Origin of the sequence: Streptomyces sp. NPDC093018, assembly GCF_040684035.1 — a bacterium.
Classification (GTDB): domain Bacteria; phylum Actinomycetota; class Actinomycetes; order Streptomycetales; family Streptomycetaceae; genus Streptomyces; species Streptomyces murinus.
In genome coordinates this window covers 204,452-220,750 of sequence record NZ_JBFBFF010000005.1, presented here as the reverse complement: position 1 = coordinate 220,750, position 16,299 = coordinate 204,452, and the positions used below count along the sequence as shown (strand labels likewise).

Genomic DNA, 16,299 nt, shown 5'->3' with positions numbered 1-16,299 from the left:
CAGACAGTAGTGAAGACTGCCGGAAACCGGCAATGCGGAAACGGTCCTCCGGGCCGCACCATCCTCTGCGGGGAGCACTACGGAGGGTTCCGGTGCGGGGCATCGCGGGGGGATGCCCCGCACCGGCGCCTCGGGGGAGCTCCGACCCACCGTCTGACGCAAGGACGTATGCCATGGAAGCCCTCGGCGTGCTCGTCGCCGCCTGTGTGATCATCGCCGTGCTGTTGCTGTTCGGGTTCTCCCGGCTGTACCGCAAGGTCGACCAGAGCCAGGCCCTGATCGTCTCCAAGACGCGGCGCGTGGATGTGTCCTTCACCGGACAGGTCGTGCTGCCGATCCTGCACAAGGCCGAGGTCATGGACATCTCGGTGAAGACCATCGAGATCAGCCGCTCCGGCCGGGACGGGCTGATCTGCCGGGACAACATCCGTGCCGACATCCGGATCCTGTTCTTCGTCAAGGTCAACAAGACCGTCCAGGACGTCATCAAGGTCGCCCAGTCCGTGGGCACCGAGCGGGCCAGCCACCAGGACACGCTCCAGGAGCTGTTCCACGCCAAGTTCTCCGAGGCGCTGAAGACCGTCGGCAAGCAGATGGACTTCACCGACCTGTACACCAAGCGCGAGGAACTGCGCTACCACATCATCGAGTTGATCGGTGTCGACCTCAACGGCTACCACCTTGAGGACGCCGCGATCGACTATCTGGAGCAGACGCCGCTGACCCAGCTGGACCCGGCCAACGTCCTCGACGCGCAGGGCATCCGCAAGATCACCGAGCTGACCGCCGTCGAGCATGTGCGCACCAACGAGGCGAAGCGTACGGAGCAGAAGGAGATCACCCGGCAGGACGTCGACGCCCGCGAGGCCATCCTGGAGCTGGAGCGCCGGCAGGCGGACGCCGAGATCAAGCAGCGGCGGGAGATCGAGACGTCCCGCGCCCGCGAGGAGGCCGAGACCGCCCGGGTGATGGAGGAGGAGCGGCTGCGCGCGCAGACCGCGTTCCTGCGCACCGAGGAGCAGCTGGGTGTGCAGCGGGAGAACCAGGCGCGGGAGATCGCGGTCGCCGCGAAGAACCGCGAGCGGGTCATCGCCGTGGAGAACGAGCGCATCGAGAAGGACCGCCTGCTGGAGGTCATCGCCCGGGAGCGGGAGACGCAGCTGACCCAGATCTCCGCCGAGAAGGAGGTCGAGGCGGAGAAGCGGGAGATCGCCGAGGTCATCCGGGAGCGGGTCGCGGTGGACCGTACGGTCGCCGAGCAGGAGGAGTCCATCAAGAAGCTGCGCGTGGTCGAGGAGGCCGAGCGCGACCGGCAGGCCCTGGTCATCGCCGCCGAGGCGGAGGCGCAGGAGAAGCTGGTCAAGGACATCAAGGCCGCCGAGGCGGCCGAGCAGGCCGCGACGCACCGGGCCGCCGAGGAACTCACGCTGGCCGAGGCCCGGTTGAAGACCGCCGACCTCGACGCGCGGGCCAAGCTGCGGCTCGCCGAGGGCGTGCAGGCCGAGTCGGCGGCCGAGGGGCTCGCCGCGGTGCAGGTCCGGGACAAGGAGGCCGAGGTCACGGTCAAGGCCGGGCGCGCGGAGGCGGAGGCCACCGAGGCGCGGCTGCGGGCGGAGGCCGAGGGCACCCAGGCGAAGGCGCTCGCGGAGGCCGAGGGCGCGCGGGCCAGGGGTCTCGCCGAGGCCGAGGGCGCGCAGGCGGCGGCCGCGGCGACGGAGGCGCGGCTGCGGGCCGAGGCGGAGGGCGCGCGGGCGAAGGCGCTCGCGGAGGCCGAGGGCACGAAGGCGGCGGCGCTCGCGGAGGCCACCGGTATCGGCGAGAAGCTGAAGGCCGAGGCGGCGGGGCTCACCGAGAAGGCGGCGGCGATGGCCGCGCTGGACGAGGCCTCGCGCGGGCACGAGGAGTACCGGCTGCGGCTCCAGGCGGAGAAGGAGATCCGGCTGGCCGGTCTGGAGACGCAGCGGCAGGTGGCCGAGGCGCAGGCGACGGTGCTGGCCACCGGCCTGGAGAACGCCGACATCGACATCGTCGGCGGCGAGTCCGTCTTCTTCGACCGGCTCGTCTCGGCGGTGTCCTTCGGCAAGGGCGTCGACGGCTTCGTGGCCAACTCCCGCACCGCCCAGACCCTGGCGAAGCCGTGGCTGGACGGGTCGGGGAGCTTCACGGAGGACCTGAGCCGGGTGCTCGGCTCGGTGGGCACGGCGGACGTGCAGAACCTGACGGTGTCGGCCCTGCTGATGAAACTGATGAACGGCGGCGGCGCGGAGGCGTCCCAGTTCCGCCAGCTGCTGGAGAAGGCGGGGGAGCTGGGGTTGGCGGAGGTGCCGGTCGCGTCACTGAACGGCGCTGCCCGCAACTGAGGCGAAGCCCCCGTAGGGGCGCGGGGCCGCATCGATATGCGGCTCCGCCGCGTGGGCGCGAGCGGCCGCGACGCACGCGCACTCCGCGACGCACCCGCACTCCGCGACGAACCCCGCACCCCTACGGCGAATCCGAACCCCGCTGAATGACGAAGGGCGACCATGGCCACCGAGACCGTCGACGCCGGAACCTACGACGTCCTCCGCGACCGGCTGGCCGCCCACGCCGCCGAACTGGCACGGCGGGCCGAGCAACTGAACGCCCGCCGTGCGCAGGAGTTCGGCTCGACCCGCCTCGAACTCGCCTCCACCACCCATCTCAAGACCCCGCACGCCAGCCTCCGGCAGGACATCGTGGCGGTCGGCGACCGCCTCCTCCTCGGCAGCCGGGCCCGCGGCAGCGAACCCGTCCTCGCCCTCTACGACCGCGCCGGAAACCGCCTCCCCGAGGACGACGGCTTCCTCGACGACCCCTCGTTCGTCCGCGAGTTCACCGCCCTGACCCGCTACTACCGCGACGCCCACCTGCTGCGCCTGCGCCGCACCGACGGCCGTCTCCTCGCGGTGTTCCGCACCGGCGAGAAGGCCGACGACATCCGCGCGCTGCGCTGGACCCTGACCGAGGACGGCCGCGCCGAGTTCCTGGACGCGCGCGGCGAACGCGACGACGTCGTACCGCCGGCCCAGGACGTCACCTGGACCGGCACCGGCCGCGCCGACCATGTGCTGGGCCGGGAGCCGTACGTCGCCGTACCCGGCGGGCTCGGCGTCGCGGCCCTCGGCGGCACTCTCACCGTCCGCGCCGAGGACGGCACCCTGCTGTACGCCGAGCCCGTCGCGGAACCCCTCCAGTCCCTCGCCGACGCCGCCGTGGCGTATGCGAGCGTCGGCCCCCTGACGCTGCTGCGCGTGCGGCCGTACAAGGAGGACACCGACCGCTATCTGGTCTTCAACGCCCTGACCCGGACGGTCGTCCGCCTCGACGGCATCGGCCAGGCGTGCCGGCGGCTGCCCGAGGAGCAGGGCGTCGTCTTCCCAGGCGGCTACTGCCTGGCCGGTGGACAGCACAAGGCGTACGAACTCGACGTGCGCGGACTGGAGTTCGAGCAGGAGATCCGCGCGCCCAACGGCGAGGACGTGCTGTACGCGTTCCGGGACCGTTCCGGTGGCGGCACGCTCCTGCTGTCGTACAACACCCTGCGCAAGGAGGTCGCGACCCCGCTGCCCTGCCAGGGCTGGGCGCTGTTCGAGGACGGCGCGCTCGCCGTGCTGCGCGCCGCGGGCGACGAACCCGCGCACACGCACCCCCTCCAGTGGTGGACCTCGCCCTACGTCTCCGACACCCATGCCGCCGCCCTGCGCACCGGCACCGGCCCGCTCGCCCGCGTCGGCAACGCCGACCTCGTACGCGGCCTCGCCGACTGCCTGTCCGTGGCCCGGCTGGTGGCCGACGGCATCACCACCGGCGCGGGCTACCGCGCGCTGACCGCCGCGTGCGTCCGCGCGGCCGACACCCACCACTGGCTCGCCGACCCCGAACTCGGCTCCGTCCAGGAGCCGTTGGCGGCCGTACGCGAGACCGCGGAACAGGTGCTGGCCGAGTTCGAGACGGTGCGCGAGCTGACCCGGGGAGCCGCCGAGGCGCTGGAGGAGGCCGCGGAGCGGATCGCGGCCGTGGTGCGCCGGCTGCGCGGCGAGGCCCCGCGCGAGGCCGCCGCCTGGGTGCGCGGACTGACCGAACTCCGCCACGCCCACGGTCACTTGCTCACCCTGCGCGAACTCCGGTACGTGGACACCGAGCGGGTGGCCGCGCTGGCCGCCGAGGCGGAGTCCGACCTTGCCGCGTTCGGCAGGCGGGCGGTGGCCTTCCTGTCCCGCGAGGACGCCTTCACCGCCCAGCGCGCCGAGGTGGAACAGCTGGTGGCCGACGCGGACGCGATCCGCACGGTCGCGGACGCCGGGCCCGTCACCGAGCGCCTGGACGAGCTGGCGGACGGGCTGCGCACCGTCACCGAGGTGGTCACCGGCCTCGACATCGCCGACGCCACCGTGCGCACCGCCGTACTGGAGCGGATCGCCGACGTCCTGGGCGGCGTCAACCGGGCGCGCGCCACCCTCGACGCCCGCCGCCGCTCCCTCCAGGACCAGGAGGGCCGCGCCGAGTTCGCCGCCGAGACCGCCCTGCTCGCCCAGGCCGTCACCGCCGCGCTCGCCGGCGCCACCACCCCCGAGGCCTGCGACGACCAACTCGCCTCCGTGTTGGCCCGGTTGGAGGACCTGGACGGCCGGTTCGCCGAGTTCGACGACTTCCTGACCGAACTCGCGGGCAGACGCACCGAGATCTACGAGGCGTTCGCCGCCCGCAAGCAGTCCCTCGCCGATGTCCGGGCCCGCCGCGCCGAGCAACTGGCCGTATCGGCCGGGCGGATGCTGGAGACGATCGCCCGGCGCGCCGCGGGACTCACCGACGCCGACGCGGTCACCGCGTACTTCGCCTCCGACCCGCTGGTCGCCAAGATCGTCCGCACCGCCGGTGAGCTGCGCGACCTCGGCGACAGCGTCCGCGCCGAGGAACTCGACGGCCGTCTCAAGGCGGCCCGGCAGGAGGCCGCCCGCGCCCTGCGCGACCGCGGCGACCTGTACGCCGACGACGGCCGCACCCTGCTGCTCGGCGGCCACCGCTTCGCCGTCAACACCCAGCCGCTGGACCTCGCCCTCGTCCCGGCCGCCGACGGCCTCGCCCTCGCGGTCACCGGCACCGACTACCGCGCCCCGGTCACCGACCCCGGCCTCGTCCAGGTGCGCCCCTACTGGGACCGGCACCTGCCCTCCGAGTCACCCGAGGTCTACCGCGCCGAACACCTCGCCGCCCGCCTCCTCACGGAGCACGGCCCGGCCGCCCTCGCCGCCGCCGACGACCTGCCGGGCCTGGTCCGCCGGGTGGCGCAGGAGTCGTACGACGAGGGCTACGAGCGCGGTGTCCACGACCATGACGCGACCCTGATCCTGACCGCGCTGCTGCCCCTGTACGACGCCGCCGGTCCCTTGCGCCACGAGCCCGCGGCCCGCGCCCGTGCCCAGCTCTTCTGGACCCACGGCACCACGGAGGCGGCCCGTGCCGACTGGAGCCGCCGCGCCGTGTCCCTGGCCCGCGCCCGGGACGCCTTCGGGCCGACGGCGGCGCTGGGGGAGCTGGTGGCGGAGCTGGCGGCGGCCCTCGGGGAGTGGGAGCCGTCCGACACCCGCGAGGGAGCGGGCGCGGGCCCCGACCGGTGGTCCGCGGAGGCGGCCGCCGCCTACCTCTTCGACGAACTGACCGGCGGCACCGGCCCGGAGGACTTCGTGCTCGGCGGGACAGCCCGCGCGCTGCTCGACAAGTTCCGGCAGGCGCTGGCCGGTTCGGACTACGGCCGCGACCTGGAGGGACTGACCGAGCTGCGGGCCCGCCGCCAGGTGGTCGAGGCCTGGCTGACCGCGTACGCCGGCGCGAGCGGCAGCGCCGCCGCCCCCGGCGAGCTGGCGGAGGCGGTCGCCGCCGAACTCTGCCCGGCGCTGCCGCGCTACGACGGCGACGCCCGGCTCAGCACCACCGTCGAGGGCCTCCTCGGCGCCCACCCCCGGGTGGCGGGCGGGCGGCTTGAGCTGCGCCTGGACGAGTTCCTGGCCCGCACCGCCCGGCACACCGCGCACGACGTGCCCGGCTTCCGCGCCTACCAGCGCCGCCGCGCCGCCCTGCTCGCCACCGAACGCGAACGGCTGCGGCTGGCCGATCACCGCCCCCGGGTGATGCCGTCGTTCGTCCGCAACCGCCTCGTGGACGAGGTCTACCTCCCGCTGATCGGCGACAGCCTCGCCCGCCAGCTGGGCACCACCGGCGCCGGCAAGCGCACCGACACCGGCGGCCTGCTCCTGCTGGTCTCGCCGCCCGGCTACGGCAAGACGACACTCATGGAGTACGTCGCCGACCGGCTCGGCCTGATGCTGGTCAAGATCAGCGGCCCGGCGCTCGGCCACCTTGTCACCTCGCTGGACCCGGCCGACGCCCCGAACGCCACCGCGCGCCGCGAGATCGAGAAGATCAACTTTGCGCTCGCGGCGGGCAACAACACCCTGCTCTACCTGGACGACATCCAGCACACCTCGCCCGAACTCCTCCAGAAATTCATCCCGCTCTGCGACGCCACCCGGCGCGTGGACGGCGTGTGGAACGGTGAGCCCCGCACCTACGACCTGCGCGGCAAGCGGTTCGCGGTGTGCATGGCGGGCAACCCGTACACGGAGTCGGGGGAGCGGTTCCGCATCCCCGACATGCTCGCCAACCGCGCCGACGTATGGAACCTGGGCGACGTCCTGACCGGCAAGGAGGACGTCTTCGCGCTGAGCTTCGTGGAGAACGCCCTGACCGCCAACCCGGTCCTCGCCCCCCTCGCCGCACGCGAGCGCGCCGACCTGGAGCTGCTGGTCCGGCTGGCCGCGGGCGACCCGACGGCCCGCCCCGACCGGCTGTCCGCCGCACTTCCCCCCACCGAACTCGACACCGGACTGGCCCTGTTGCGCCACGTCCTCGCCGTCCGCGACACGATCCTCACGGTCAACGCCGCCTACATCGCCTCCGCCGCCCAGTCCGCCGACGCCCGCACCGAGCCGCCGTTCCGCCTCCAGGGCTCGTACCGCGACATGAACAAGATCGCCCAGCGGCTGCGCCCGGTCATGAACACCGCCGAACGCGAGGCCGTCGTCCAGGACCACTACACGGCCGAGGCCCAGACCCTGACCACGGGCGCCGAGTCCAACCTCCTCAAACTCGCCGAACTGCGGCACGCGTTGGACCCCGTCCAGGCCTCCCGCTGGTCGGACATCAAAGCCGCCCACATCCGCACCCGCACCCTCGGCGGCCCCGACCAGGACCCCCTGACTCGCGCGGTCGCGGCGCTGACGGTGCTGGCGGACAGGGTGGCGGCGGTGGAATCGGCGATCATCCGGGCCGCCGACCGCCCCTCCGACTGAGCCGGCTCAGCACGGGGGGCCTGAGGCGGTCGCCGAACTGCTTGAGGCGGTGCCGGGAGCGGGGCTCTTCATGCCGGGCGCCCGCCAGGGGCGCCGGATCGGTGTACGGGATCCGGCTACGCCCGTGTGGTGTGGGTGAAGCCGAGTGAGGTCAGTCCTTCCGACCGGCACAGTCTGTCGGAGGGGCCGCCGACTTCTGTCTGGAGGAGCTGGTAGGCGGCGCCGTGGGACTGGCCCCAGTGCATCGCGGCCCGCCACAGAACGCGGCCCAGTCCCTGACCTCGGGCCTCGGGCAGGACGGCGAAGTACTGGGGGAGGAGCTGGGGGCACCCGATCGCGTCGGGGCGTACCTCCATGGGGCCGATCGCGCCTACGACGCGGTCCTCGATGACGGCGGCCAGCACCGGGCCGCACCGGCCGGCACGCATCCGGGCGTGGAGGAAGGCCAGGCCGTCGGCGGCCATGGCTGCGGCGAAGAAGGCGAAGGTCTCCCGCACGACGTCCGGCCGGTCGGTGACGGGGCGGACCGGGCCGCCGGGGTCCGGGCAGGGGCGGGCGGCGAAGTCCTGGAGCTGGATGCGGGTGCCGCGCGGGCGGCCGGTCTCCGGGCCGAGGGGACGTACGACGCTCGCGCTCGCCGCACCATGCACCGCGGCGAGTTTCGCGCCCAGTTCGGCGGCCTCCTCCACGAGGCCGCGATGGCGCCCGTAGGCGAAGACCTTGACGGCGCCGCGTCCGCGTCGTGTCAGGGTGGGGACGAGGGTGTGGTCCGGTTGGTGGACCACGTCCTCGCGCAGCACCGTCTCGCTCTTCTCGCCGCTCCAGCGCCGGTCCTTGTCGTAATGCAGGAACGGCCGCTCGGGGACCGCCGCCCGCAGGGTGTCCTCGAAGAGGTCGACGGTGAGGGCGTGAGGGTGGACGGGACCGAGAGTCGGCACGACAGGAGCGGTCAGTACGGGCCGGAGCCACTCCCAGCGGAAGAACATGAGCGGCTCCTTGATTCGAAGGGCAGCCGGCGAACGGCTCGCGCTGCCGCAGATGGGTCGACAGAGCCCACTGCTGTCGCTCCTACCAGCGTGACAGCGCCGACCGGTGACGGGGGTCAAGGGCGGCCACGGCAGCGGCAGCGGCGTCGATCTTGGCGTTCTCGGCGAGCAGGTGGGTACCGGCGGCGATGAACCGGGCGATGCGGAGCGGGGCGCACAGGGTCCCGGGCGAGCCCACGGGGACGGCCCAGTACGCGTCGGCGCCCTCGTGCGCTTCGGTGGCGTCCGTTTCTGGTACCCCCACGTAGGCCTGACGGCCGAATACGACAACGCCGTCACGATGCCAGTCGCGCGCGGCCTCACGCCAAGCCCTGGGCACACCGGCAGGGACGAGGGCGTAGTAGTAGCACTCGCGTCGTCGGTCACAGATCACGGGACCGCCTTGCAGGGCCTCGTCCAGAACGGCTTCGACGTCGGCCCGCTTTGTGCTCATCGCCACGGCGTGGACGAGCGCGCCGGGCAGCCGGACGGCGGCGAACAGAGCCCCGCAGGGCAGCAGGGTGACACCGGCCGTTCGCCACTCCACCCGGGCGCGCTCGCGGTCGGTCTCTGGGAGGACGGACAGCAGCCAGTGCTCGGCGGCCAGGCGCCGGTCGGCGACGGTGGTGTGCACGCGGACGACGTCAGTGCTCGCCTTCACCGGCGGCTTCTCGCTATGGGCGGCCATGGCGGTATCACTCCACTACGCTGTGTTGCCCGGTTGTCGCTCATGACAGTAGGTAGGCGGGACGACCGCTTGTAGTGACCGTGAGTACGGGTAAGGGTCCGTTGTTGGCGTGCGAGGGGACACTGTGGGGCAGCAGGCGAGTGAAACCCTGACTGGGGGTCAGGGGGTGCCCGGGCGGGGGCGGTCGGGCATCATCTCGGGCTACGTCTTCAGGCTCGTACGGGAGTAGTTGGGGCACACACAGGACGGCCTCGCCGAGCTGTTCGGGGTGGCACCGGACACGGTCGCAGGCTGGGAGACGGGGCGCCGCCCGCTGACCTCCCTGCCGGTGGGGCAGGTGCTGGCGCACCGCAACCGGCTCATGCGGCTGGGCACGGCCCCCGCCCTGCTCGCCACCCTCGAACGAGCGATGGAAGCCGACGTACTGCTGGCCGGAGCCCTGGAGGACGAGACGCCCACCAGGACCAACTCGCTCGGCGCCTGGGTCATGCGGCGCGACCTTGTCGAGATCCTGACCTGGCCCCTCAACGGCACCCCGCCCGGTCCCATGCGCGCCCTCCCAACGCCCTCTCGTGCCCGCCGTGGCCCGGTGCCGACAGCGCCGGAACTGTCCACGGCCGCCCGGCTCCGTTTCTTCAGCCGCATGCGGGAGACAGCAGAACAGGCCCGAGGAGGCGAGGACTTCCTGCTGCGTCGCCAGGCCCTCTACCTCGCTGGGTTCGACCAGAGTGCCGACACCTCCGCCTGGCTCGCGCACCAGCAGCGGACCGAGCGGCCGGACGACTGGCTGACGCGGTGGCTGAACTCCCGTTCCGTCGCCGCCGTGGCGGCGCGTCAGGGCGACCGGGACCGCATGGCCCACTTCATCGGCCGCACTCTGGGCGACAGTGACCGGGCCGAGGCGGCGAATCTGAACTACTGGGCGTACTGGGTCGGGGAGACCCCGCACGTCCAGCTGTCGGATGCCTTCATCGGCGAGACGACACCCGGGACCTGGAACGGCGACCGCCTGATGGCCCACCTCGTCCGCGGCCTCGTGCCGCAGCACGGCTTCTTCGACCTCAACGTCCACACCCTGTGGGCGCTGCTCGCCGTCCGCCCGGACCTGCTGCGCGGCCGGTCGGAGGCCGGGGAGATGCTGCGTGGACGTCTTCCGGTGATGTTGGATGACTCCGGGCTTTCGCCGCAGGCGCGGCGGGAGCTGGAGGGCATCCGGTACGCGATCCGCCTCGCCGAGGCGTGAAAGGGGACACCAGTGGGTGAGCAGGACCTGGCGGACGTGGCCCACTTCCTGTGGGAGGCGGGCACGCTGAAGGCGGCCCGGCGAACGGGCTGGTGGATGGCGGGCGTTCGGGACCCCGAGAGCGTCGCCGAGCACGCGTGGCGTACGTCCGTCATCGCCTCGGTCATCGCCACGCTGGAGGGCGCCGACGCCGCGCGTGCCGCGCATCTGGCGGTGTGGCACGACTCGCAGGAGACGCGTACGGGTGACGTGAACCACCTGGGCAAGAAGTACGCGGCCCCGGGGGCCCCGGCCGCGGTGACGGCGGACCAGACGGCGGGCATGCCCGAGGTCCTTCGCTCCGCGATCCGTGCCGTCGTCGCCGAGTACGAGGCGCGCGAGACACCGGAGGCCATCTGCGCGCGCGACGCGGACAAGCTGGAGTGCATGTTGCAGGGCCTGGAGTACAAGGGGCAGGGGTACGAGGCGGCCCAGCGGTGGGTCGACAACAGCCGGGCCCGGATCGTCACCGAGTCCGGCCGGCTGCTCGCCGACCAACTGCTGGCTCAGGCCCCGCTCGACTGGCTGCGCACGGCCATGGGAGAGCGCGGCTGATCAGGAGCGCGCGTTCTTCAGGGTCTCGATGAAGGGGGTGAAGACGGGGTGGGGGAAGGTGAGGGTGGCTCGGGTGGGGGTCTTGGAGTCGCGGACGGATACGTGGGTGGGGGTGTCGGCGATCTCCACGCACTCGTTGCCGTCGGCCGGGCCCGAGTAGGACGACTTCCGCCAGTTCTCCATGGGAGGCCTCACAGCTCCTTCGTCAGCCGGTTGATGAGGTCACGTGACCGTGAGGGGTCGAGGGACGCGGTTTCCAGTTTACGGAAACTCGTTCGGTAGACGTTGAGTTGGGCTTCGGAATCGACGAAGGCCGAGCCGTGCAATGCCTCGCGGAGCACTGTGTCCAGCTTCGGCAAGGGGCCGCACACGTATGTCATCGCGCTGGAGGCTCTGGCGAAGCCGTCCAGGTCGAAGGGGATGACCCGCACGGTGACCCGGCCCGCTTCGGACAGTTCGAGCAGGCGAATGAGTTGGTCTCTTGACGTGGCCCGGTCGCTCACTCTGATCCGTAGCGCCGCCTCATGGATCAGCGCTTCATAGGGGACAGGGACCTGCTGGCGTGCTTTTCGATGCTGGATGCGCAGCTCAAGCTCTTCGCCGGTCAGCTCCGGAAGCCTGGCCGAAAAGACGGCGCGGGAGTAGGCCTCTGTCTGCAACAGCCCTGGTACGTACAGGATCGCCACGTGTCGGAGGAGCCGGGCGTGGTGCTCCAGCTCGGACAGGTCGAGGAACGAAGTGGGCAGCCGCCCCCGGTATTCCTCCCACCAGCCGTGCGTCCGTTCGGTGGCCATCGCCACCAGCGCGTCGATGAACTCGTGATCGGTGCAGGCATAGTGCGAGGCCAGGCGCCGGAGACGCTGTTCCCCCACGCCTGCGACACCGGACTCGATCTGGCTGATGGCCGGACCGGAGACCCCGAGCAGGGCGGCCGCCTCCCGGACGGCGAGCCCCGCGGCCTCGCGAAGCCTGCGCAGCTCCAGCCCCAGGCGTAGCTGGCGTGCGGTCGGCTCGCGCCTCAGAACCATCGGGTTCTCCTTGCTTCAACGCATCTGCTGATGCCGCTCGTTCGGGGGCAGATTACGCGATTCGCTTGCTTGGGATTACACGTTAGCCCTACCGTCGGTGACGTACCGCACACGCAGCGGAAGTGCACCGCACCCCGCGGCAACGCCACCCTGCGCGCGTTTCAACCCCCCACTCACTCCCCGGAGTTGATCACCCATGCCCGAAAGCGAGTCCTGGGACTACACCCTCTGCATCCCCAACGACCCGAGGGCGGTCACGGTTTCCCGCCGTACCCTCCGTCTTATCCTCACCCTCCACGGTCTGATCGGCCTGGTGGACACCGCGGAGCTGCTTGCGGCGGAGCTGGTTTCGAACGCCGTGCGGCATACGAAAGGTCCGGCGGCGCTGCGGGTGCGCCGCACCCCGGAGGGGGTGGTGTGGATCGGGGCGTGGGACACCGATCCGCAGTCGCCGCCCGTGGCGCAATCGCTCGCCGAAGCGGGTGAGTTGGAAGGTGGCCGGGGGCTCGGACTCGTCATGGCATGCGCCGACCACTGGGGGTGGCAGCCGTCGGCGCGGTTCGGGGAGCGGGGCAAGTTCGTCTGGTGTGAACTCGGTTTCAGGGCGTCCGCCACGCTGAGTCCGTGGCCTCAGGCGTGGTGATGGTCGTGCTCCCCGCGCCCACCGCCCCCGCGCCCACCGTCCCCACCCTCCTGCGGCCCCCCGTCCATCGTCCGCAGCATCGCCGCCCCGCCCGTGCGCAGGAAGCGGATGACGAGGGAGGCGGCGAGGAGGAGGAAGGTGATGTTCAGCCAGGTGGTGTAGTTCCAGCGGATGCCCTCCTCGGGGAGCCGGGCGGTGGCCTGGTCGGGGATGAGGCCGAGGCCGCCGAAGAGGAACTCCACCGTGTAGCCGGCCACCGCGATGGCGGCGAAGAAGGTGGCGAGCAGGAAGCCGGCCATGCGGGGGCCGTAGTACTTCCGGTAGATGTTGAGGATCGGCAGGATCAGCAGGTCGGCGTAGATGAAGGCGATCACCCCGCCGAAGCTGATGCCGCCCTTCCACAGGACCACCGCCAGCGGCACATTGCCGATGGAGCAGACGAACGTGGCGACGGCGACGACCGGGCCGATCAGCGGGCCGATCAGCTTGGCCGCGAGGGGATGGCCGGCCAGGAAGAAGGTGTGCCAGAAGTCGTCCGGCACCCAGGCGGCGATGGCACCGGCGATCAGCAGCCCCGCCACCAGGTCGCGCAGGATCGCGGCCCACTCCATGACGAAGATGTGCGACACGGAGGTGAGCCCGGCGCGCGAGAGCAGCCGGCGCAGGAAACCGCCCTCGCCCCGGACCGACATGTCCATCGCCGCGTGGCCCTCCATCGACCCGGCGACCCCGCGCTCGGCCTGCTCCCGGGCGCCGCGCAGCAGACGTGCGCGCAGGAAGAGGCGGAACAGCACCGCGAGTACGACGATCATGATCGGGCCGCCGACGAACTCCGCCGCGGTGAACTGCCAGCCCATCAACAGGGCGAGGATCACGCCGAGTTCGATGACGAGGTTGGTCGAGGCGATCTCGAAGGCCATCGCCGCGGTGAAGTTCGCGCCCTTGCGGAACAGGGAGCGGGCGAGGGCGACGGCGGCGTAGGAGCAGGAGGACGAGGCGGCGCCGAGGCCCGCGGACAGGGCGAGCGTGCGCGGGCGGTCGTCGCCGAGCAGTCGTACGACCGTCTCACGGCGCACCACCGCCTGGACGACGGCCGAGAGGGTGAAGCCGAGGATCAGTGCCCAGGTGATCTCCCAGGTCATCGATCCGGTGATGGCCAACGCGTGCCCGATCGCGTGCATGCAGCGCACTCCCTTCACGGTGGTGCGGTTCCGCCACTCGGCCGAGAGTACCCCGGTGGGGTATGGAGAAACGCGGGAAAGGTCTCGTTCGGCGATCGGTATCCTCCCCGCATGGATATCCGTGTGGAGGCCGTACGGGAACCGTCCCAGGAGCTGGTCGACGCCTACGGGAGGCTGCTGCCGCAGCTGTCCTCGGCCGCCGTGCCCCTGGACCGCGCCGCGATCGACCGGCTGGTGGCCTGTGACACCAACACGGTGCTGGTCGCCCGCACCCCCGAGGCGATCGTCGGCACCCTGGTCCTGGTGCTGCTGCCCCTGCCGTCCGGGCTGCGCGGCCGGATCGAGGACGTGGTGGTCGACGGCGCGGCGCGCGGCCGGGGTGTCGCGGGGCTGCTGATCGAGGAGGCGGTACGGCTCGCCCGTAAGGCGGGCGCGCGCACGCTCGACCTCACCTCCCGCCCGGACCGCGCCTCCGCGAACCGGCTCTACGAGCGGATCGGCTTCCGGGCGCGGGAGTCCACGGTGTTCCGGCTGAGCGAGTAGGCGTCCGCCGCTTCGGTACGAACATCCCTGCTGCTTCAGGCAGTCGGCACGATCCGGCGCAGCGCCGAGCGGGCCGGCGGAGCCCAGCTGGGCTTGCCACCGGGGCGGCCGCGGTGACCCGCCTCTCCGATGAGGAGGCAGCCGAGGGCGCGGAAGAGCGCCCATCCCCGGGCGCGGCGCAGGGTCGCGTCGTCCACGGCGGGGTACTGCGGGGGACCCGGTACGGGGTGATCGTTTACGGGGTCCTGCGCGGGCCGGTGTGCGGGCTGGTACTCGGTCCGGTACGTGGGCCGGTACGCGGTGTGGAAGTGGTCGAGGGCGCTGTCCGGCAGGAGGGTCCAGGCGGCGGCGAGATCGCAGGCCGGGTCGCCCGCGCAGAGGTCTCCGAAGTCGATCACGCCGCAGAAGGTGCCGTCCGCGGTGAGCACGTTGGCCGGGTGGAGGTCGCCGTGCAGCCATACCGCCGGGCCGGACCACACGGGCGCGGCGACGGCGTCCGCCCAGATCGCGCGCATCGCCCGGACCGTCTCCGGCTCGGGCAGCAGACCCAGTTCGACCGCCGAGGCCAGTCCCCGCTCGAACTGCCCGGCCAGCGGTGCCAGCGGCCCCCCGCGCTCCCGGCCGGGAGGCGCGTCGTCGGGGGCGGCCCGGTGCAGGGCGGTCAGAAAACCGGCCAGAGCGTCGGCCGCCTCCTGAACGCGCGTCGCGGGTGCCAGATCACCGGGCACGCCCGGCACCCAGGTGGTGACGATCCAAGGCCGCGGAAACCCTGCCGACGGCGCGCCGAGACGCTGCGGGACGGGAACCGGCAGGGGCAGGCGCGGGGCGAGGACGGGGAGCCAGGTGTGCTCCTTGAGCAGCAGCGCGTCCGCCGTCGCGGTCGCCCAGGGCAGCCGCACCGCGAGGTCGTCGCCGAGCCGCCACAGCTGGTTGTCCCAGCCGCGCGCGCCCAGCCGCAGGGGACGTTCGGCGAGGTCCGGGTGCTGGGCGCGCAGGAGGTCGCGGATCAGGTCCGCGGTGAGTTCGGTGCCGTCGGGAGCCATGCGGGGCAACCGTAGCCGCCCCGCACGGTACGCCGGGGATCGGATCAGGGTTTGATCAGGGTTTCAGGAGGGCTGCGAGGTCAGCAGTGGACGCAGGGCGCCCGTGCGCAGCCGTTCCACCAGCGGTGGGGCGATCCGGCGCAGCACCAGGACGATGACGAGCGAGACGACGCTGCCGACCAGGGCGCCCACGGCGACGTCGTGCGGATAGTGCGCGCCGACGTACACCCGGGAGGCGCCCATCGCGATCGCGGTGACCAGGGCGAGGGTGCCGAGGCGGCGGCTGATCAGCAGGAGGGCCACCGTGAAGGCGAAGGCGACGGTGGTGTGGTTGCTGGGGAAGGCGTAGTCGTCCGGCGCGGGGCACGCCTCCAGGAGGAAGTCGTGGGGGAGCGCGCGGCACGGCCGGGGCTCGTCGAAGACGTCCTTGATCCCGCTGTTGACCACGTAGGCGAGGACGACGGCGACCGGCGTCGCCAGCACGGCGGCCATCGCGGTGCTGCCCTGTCCTCTGGCCCGCCACCACGCCACCAGCAGATACACCGCGAACAGGCCGATGCCGAAGGCGCTGAACACCGACACCGGTTCGTTCAGCCAGTGCGTGTGCCGGGCGAAGTCGGTGACGTCGGTGTACAGACCGCCGTCTATCGCCGCGCCGTCGAGCGCCTGGGTGGTCGGGGAGGAAGTCGTCATCAGATGGGTCTCCGGGGCCGTGCTGCGTGTGCCGCGGACTCCGGGAAACGGGCGCGGGCACCGATCGGACGTACGGATGAAGCGCGGACGTCTCAGAGGTAAACGTCTACAAGTGTGTAGACGATATCAGGTTACGGCGCGGGGTGCCGACCCGCCCGCGACGCGGGATGCCGACCCACCCGTGCCGCCCCGGCTGACCCGAACGGCCCCGCCCTGCTCGCGCCCGCGTGCACGGGGCGGTGCGCTGGTGA

At 72.3% G+C, this 16,299-nt stretch carries 13 protein-coding genes; 6 read left to right on the top strand and 7 right to left on the bottom strand.

Features of this window, described 5'->3' with window-relative positions; all coding sequences use genetic code 11:
• The first annotated feature begins 173 nt into the window (after positions 1–173).
• Together AB0N90_RS14300 and AB0N90_RS14295 are read left to right on the top strand one after the other, a co-directional pair.
• Positions 174–2,360 carry a flotillin family protein gene (locus tag AB0N90_RS14300; RefSeq protein WP_365196223.1) on the top strand — a complete coding sequence of 729 codons (2,187 nt, stop codon included), beginning with the start codon at positions 174–176 and terminating at the stop codon, positions 2,358–2,360.
• A 162-nt stretch (positions 2,361–2,522) separates the two neighbouring features.
• The gene (locus tag AB0N90_RS14295) at positions 2,523–7,367 is read left to right on the top strand and encodes a DNA repair ATPase (RefSeq protein WP_365196221.1); all 4,845 of its coding nucleotides are present in this window, start codon (positions 2,523–2,525) and stop codon (positions 7,365–7,367) included.
• A 116-nt stretch (positions 7,368–7,483) separates the two neighbouring features.
• On the opposite strand, the gene AB0N90_RS14290 is transcribed toward AB0N90_RS14295, so the two are convergent.
• Both AB0N90_RS14290 and AB0N90_RS14285 read right to left on the bottom strand, forming a co-directional pair.
• Positions 7,484–8,353: a GNAT family N-acetyltransferase gene (locus AB0N90_RS14290; protein WP_365196218.1), complete on the bottom strand. Its 870-nt coding sequence runs from the start codon at positions 8,351–8,353 to the stop codon at positions 7,484–7,486.
• Between the two features lie 82 nt (positions 8,354–8,435).
• Positions 8,436–9,080, bottom strand: a complete 645-nt coding sequence (locus tag AB0N90_RS14285; protein ID WP_365196216.1) for a hypothetical protein — start codon at positions 9,078–9,080, stop codon at positions 8,436–8,438.
• Between the two features lie 229 nt (positions 9,081–9,309).
• Between AB0N90_RS14285 and AB0N90_RS14280 the strand changes: the two genes are divergently transcribed.
• Both AB0N90_RS14280 and AB0N90_RS14275 read left to right on the top strand, forming a co-directional pair.
• Positions 9,310–10,323, top strand: coding sequence for a transcriptional regulator (locus AB0N90_RS14280; RefSeq protein ID WP_365196214.1), 1,014 nt, complete (start codon positions 9,310–9,312; stop codon positions 10,321–10,323).
• Positions 10,324–10,335: 12 nt separating this feature from the next.
• Complete coding sequence (locus tag AB0N90_RS14275; protein WP_365196211.1) at positions 10,336–10,917, top strand: HD domain-containing protein; 582 nt, start codon at positions 10,336–10,338, stop codon at positions 10,915–10,917.
• Here AB0N90_RS14275 and AB0N90_RS14270 read toward each other — a convergent pair whose 3' ends face one another.
• Together AB0N90_RS14270 and AB0N90_RS14265 are read right to left on the bottom strand one after the other, a co-directional pair.
• The gene (locus AB0N90_RS14270) at positions 10,918–11,100 is read right to left on the bottom strand and encodes a DUF397 domain-containing protein (protein WP_365196208.1); all 183 of its coding nucleotides are present in this window, start codon (positions 11,098–11,100) and stop codon (positions 10,918–10,920) included. It lies immediately after the preceding gene.
• 8 nt (positions 11,101–11,108) lie between these two features.
• On the bottom strand, positions 11,109–11,945 hold the full coding sequence (locus AB0N90_RS14265; protein ID WP_365196206.1) for a helix-turn-helix transcriptional regulator: 837 nt from the start codon (positions 11,943–11,945) through the stop codon (positions 11,109–11,111).
• Positions 11,946–12,141: 196 nt separating this feature from the next.
• Between AB0N90_RS14265 and AB0N90_RS14260 the strand changes: the two genes are divergently transcribed.
• Complete coding sequence (locus AB0N90_RS14260) at positions 12,142–12,588, top strand: ATP-binding protein (protein ID WP_365196203.1); 447 nt, start codon at positions 12,142–12,144, stop codon at positions 12,586–12,588.
• Here the strand turns inward: AB0N90_RS14260 and AB0N90_RS14255 are convergent.
• Positions 12,576–13,769, bottom strand: coding sequence for a permease (locus AB0N90_RS14255; protein WP_365196200.1), 1,194 nt, complete (start codon positions 13,767–13,769; stop codon positions 12,576–12,578). The two genes, AB0N90_RS14260 and AB0N90_RS14255, sit on opposite strands and share 13 nt — an antisense overlap.
• Before the next feature lie 111 nt (positions 13,770–13,880).
• Here AB0N90_RS14255 and AB0N90_RS14250 point away from each other — a divergent pair, with 111 nt between their 5' ends.
• Complete coding sequence (locus AB0N90_RS14250; protein WP_256640749.1) at positions 13,881–14,312, top strand: GNAT family N-acetyltransferase; 432 nt, start codon at positions 13,881–13,883, stop codon at positions 14,310–14,312.
• A 35-nt stretch (positions 14,313–14,347) separates the two neighbouring features.
• Here the strand turns inward: AB0N90_RS14250 and AB0N90_RS14245 are convergent, their stop codons facing one another.
• Positions 14,348–15,355 (bottom strand): aminoglycoside phosphotransferase family protein, encoded by a 1,008-nt coding sequence (locus AB0N90_RS14245; RefSeq protein WP_365196196.1) that lies wholly within the window; start codon positions 15,353–15,355, stop codon positions 14,348–14,350.
• Positions 15,356–15,418: 63 nt separating this feature from the next.
• A complete protein-coding gene (locus AB0N90_RS14240) occupies positions 15,419–16,048 on the bottom strand; it encodes a phosphatase PAP2 family protein (protein WP_365196193.1) in 630 nt (209 codons plus the stop codon).
• Positions 16,049–16,299: the final 251 nt, after the last annotated feature.

Excerpts from the sequence above, each read along its gene's own strand:
- AB0N90_RS14300 (WP_365196223.1), top strand. The coding sequence starts at position 174 with ATGGAAGCCCTCGGCGTGCTCGTCGCCGCCTGTGTGATCATCGCCGTG.
- AB0N90_RS14295 (WP_365196221.1), top strand. The coding sequence starts at position 2,523 with ATGGCCACCGAGACCGTCGACGCCGGAACCTACGACGTCCTCCGCGAC.
- AB0N90_RS14290 (WP_365196218.1), bottom strand. The coding sequence starts at position 8,353 with ATGTTCTTCCGCTGGGAGTGGCTCCGGCCCGTACTGACCGCTCCTGTC.
- AB0N90_RS14285 (WP_365196216.1), bottom strand. The coding sequence starts at position 9,080 with ATGGCCGCCCATAGCGAGAAGCCGCCGGTGAAGGCGAGCACTGACGTC.
- AB0N90_RS14270 (WP_365196208.1), bottom strand. The coding sequence starts at position 11,100 with ATGGAGAACTGGCGGAAGTCGTCCTACTCGGGCCCGGCCGACGGCAAC.
- AB0N90_RS14265 (WP_365196206.1), bottom strand. The coding sequence starts at position 11,945 with ATGGTTCTGAGGCGCGAGCCGACCGCACGCCAGCTACGCCTGGGGCTG.
- AB0N90_RS14260 (WP_365196203.1), top strand. The coding sequence starts at position 12,142 with ATGCCCGAAAGCGAGTCCTGGGACTACACCCTCTGCATCCCCAACGAC.
- AB0N90_RS14255 (WP_365196200.1), bottom strand. The coding sequence starts at position 13,769 with ATGCACGCGATCGGGCACGCGTTGGCCATCACCGGATCGATGACCTGG.
- AB0N90_RS14250 (WP_256640749.1), top strand. The coding sequence starts at position 13,881 with ATGGATATCCGTGTGGAGGCCGTACGGGAACCGTCCCAGGAGCTGGTC.
- AB0N90_RS14245 (WP_365196196.1), bottom strand. The coding sequence starts at position 15,355 with ATGGCTCCCGACGGCACCGAACTCACCGCGGACCTGATCCGCGACCTC.
- AB0N90_RS14240 (WP_365196193.1), bottom strand. The coding sequence starts at position 16,048 with ATGACGACTTCCTCCCCGACCACCCAGGCGCTCGACGGCGCGGCGATA.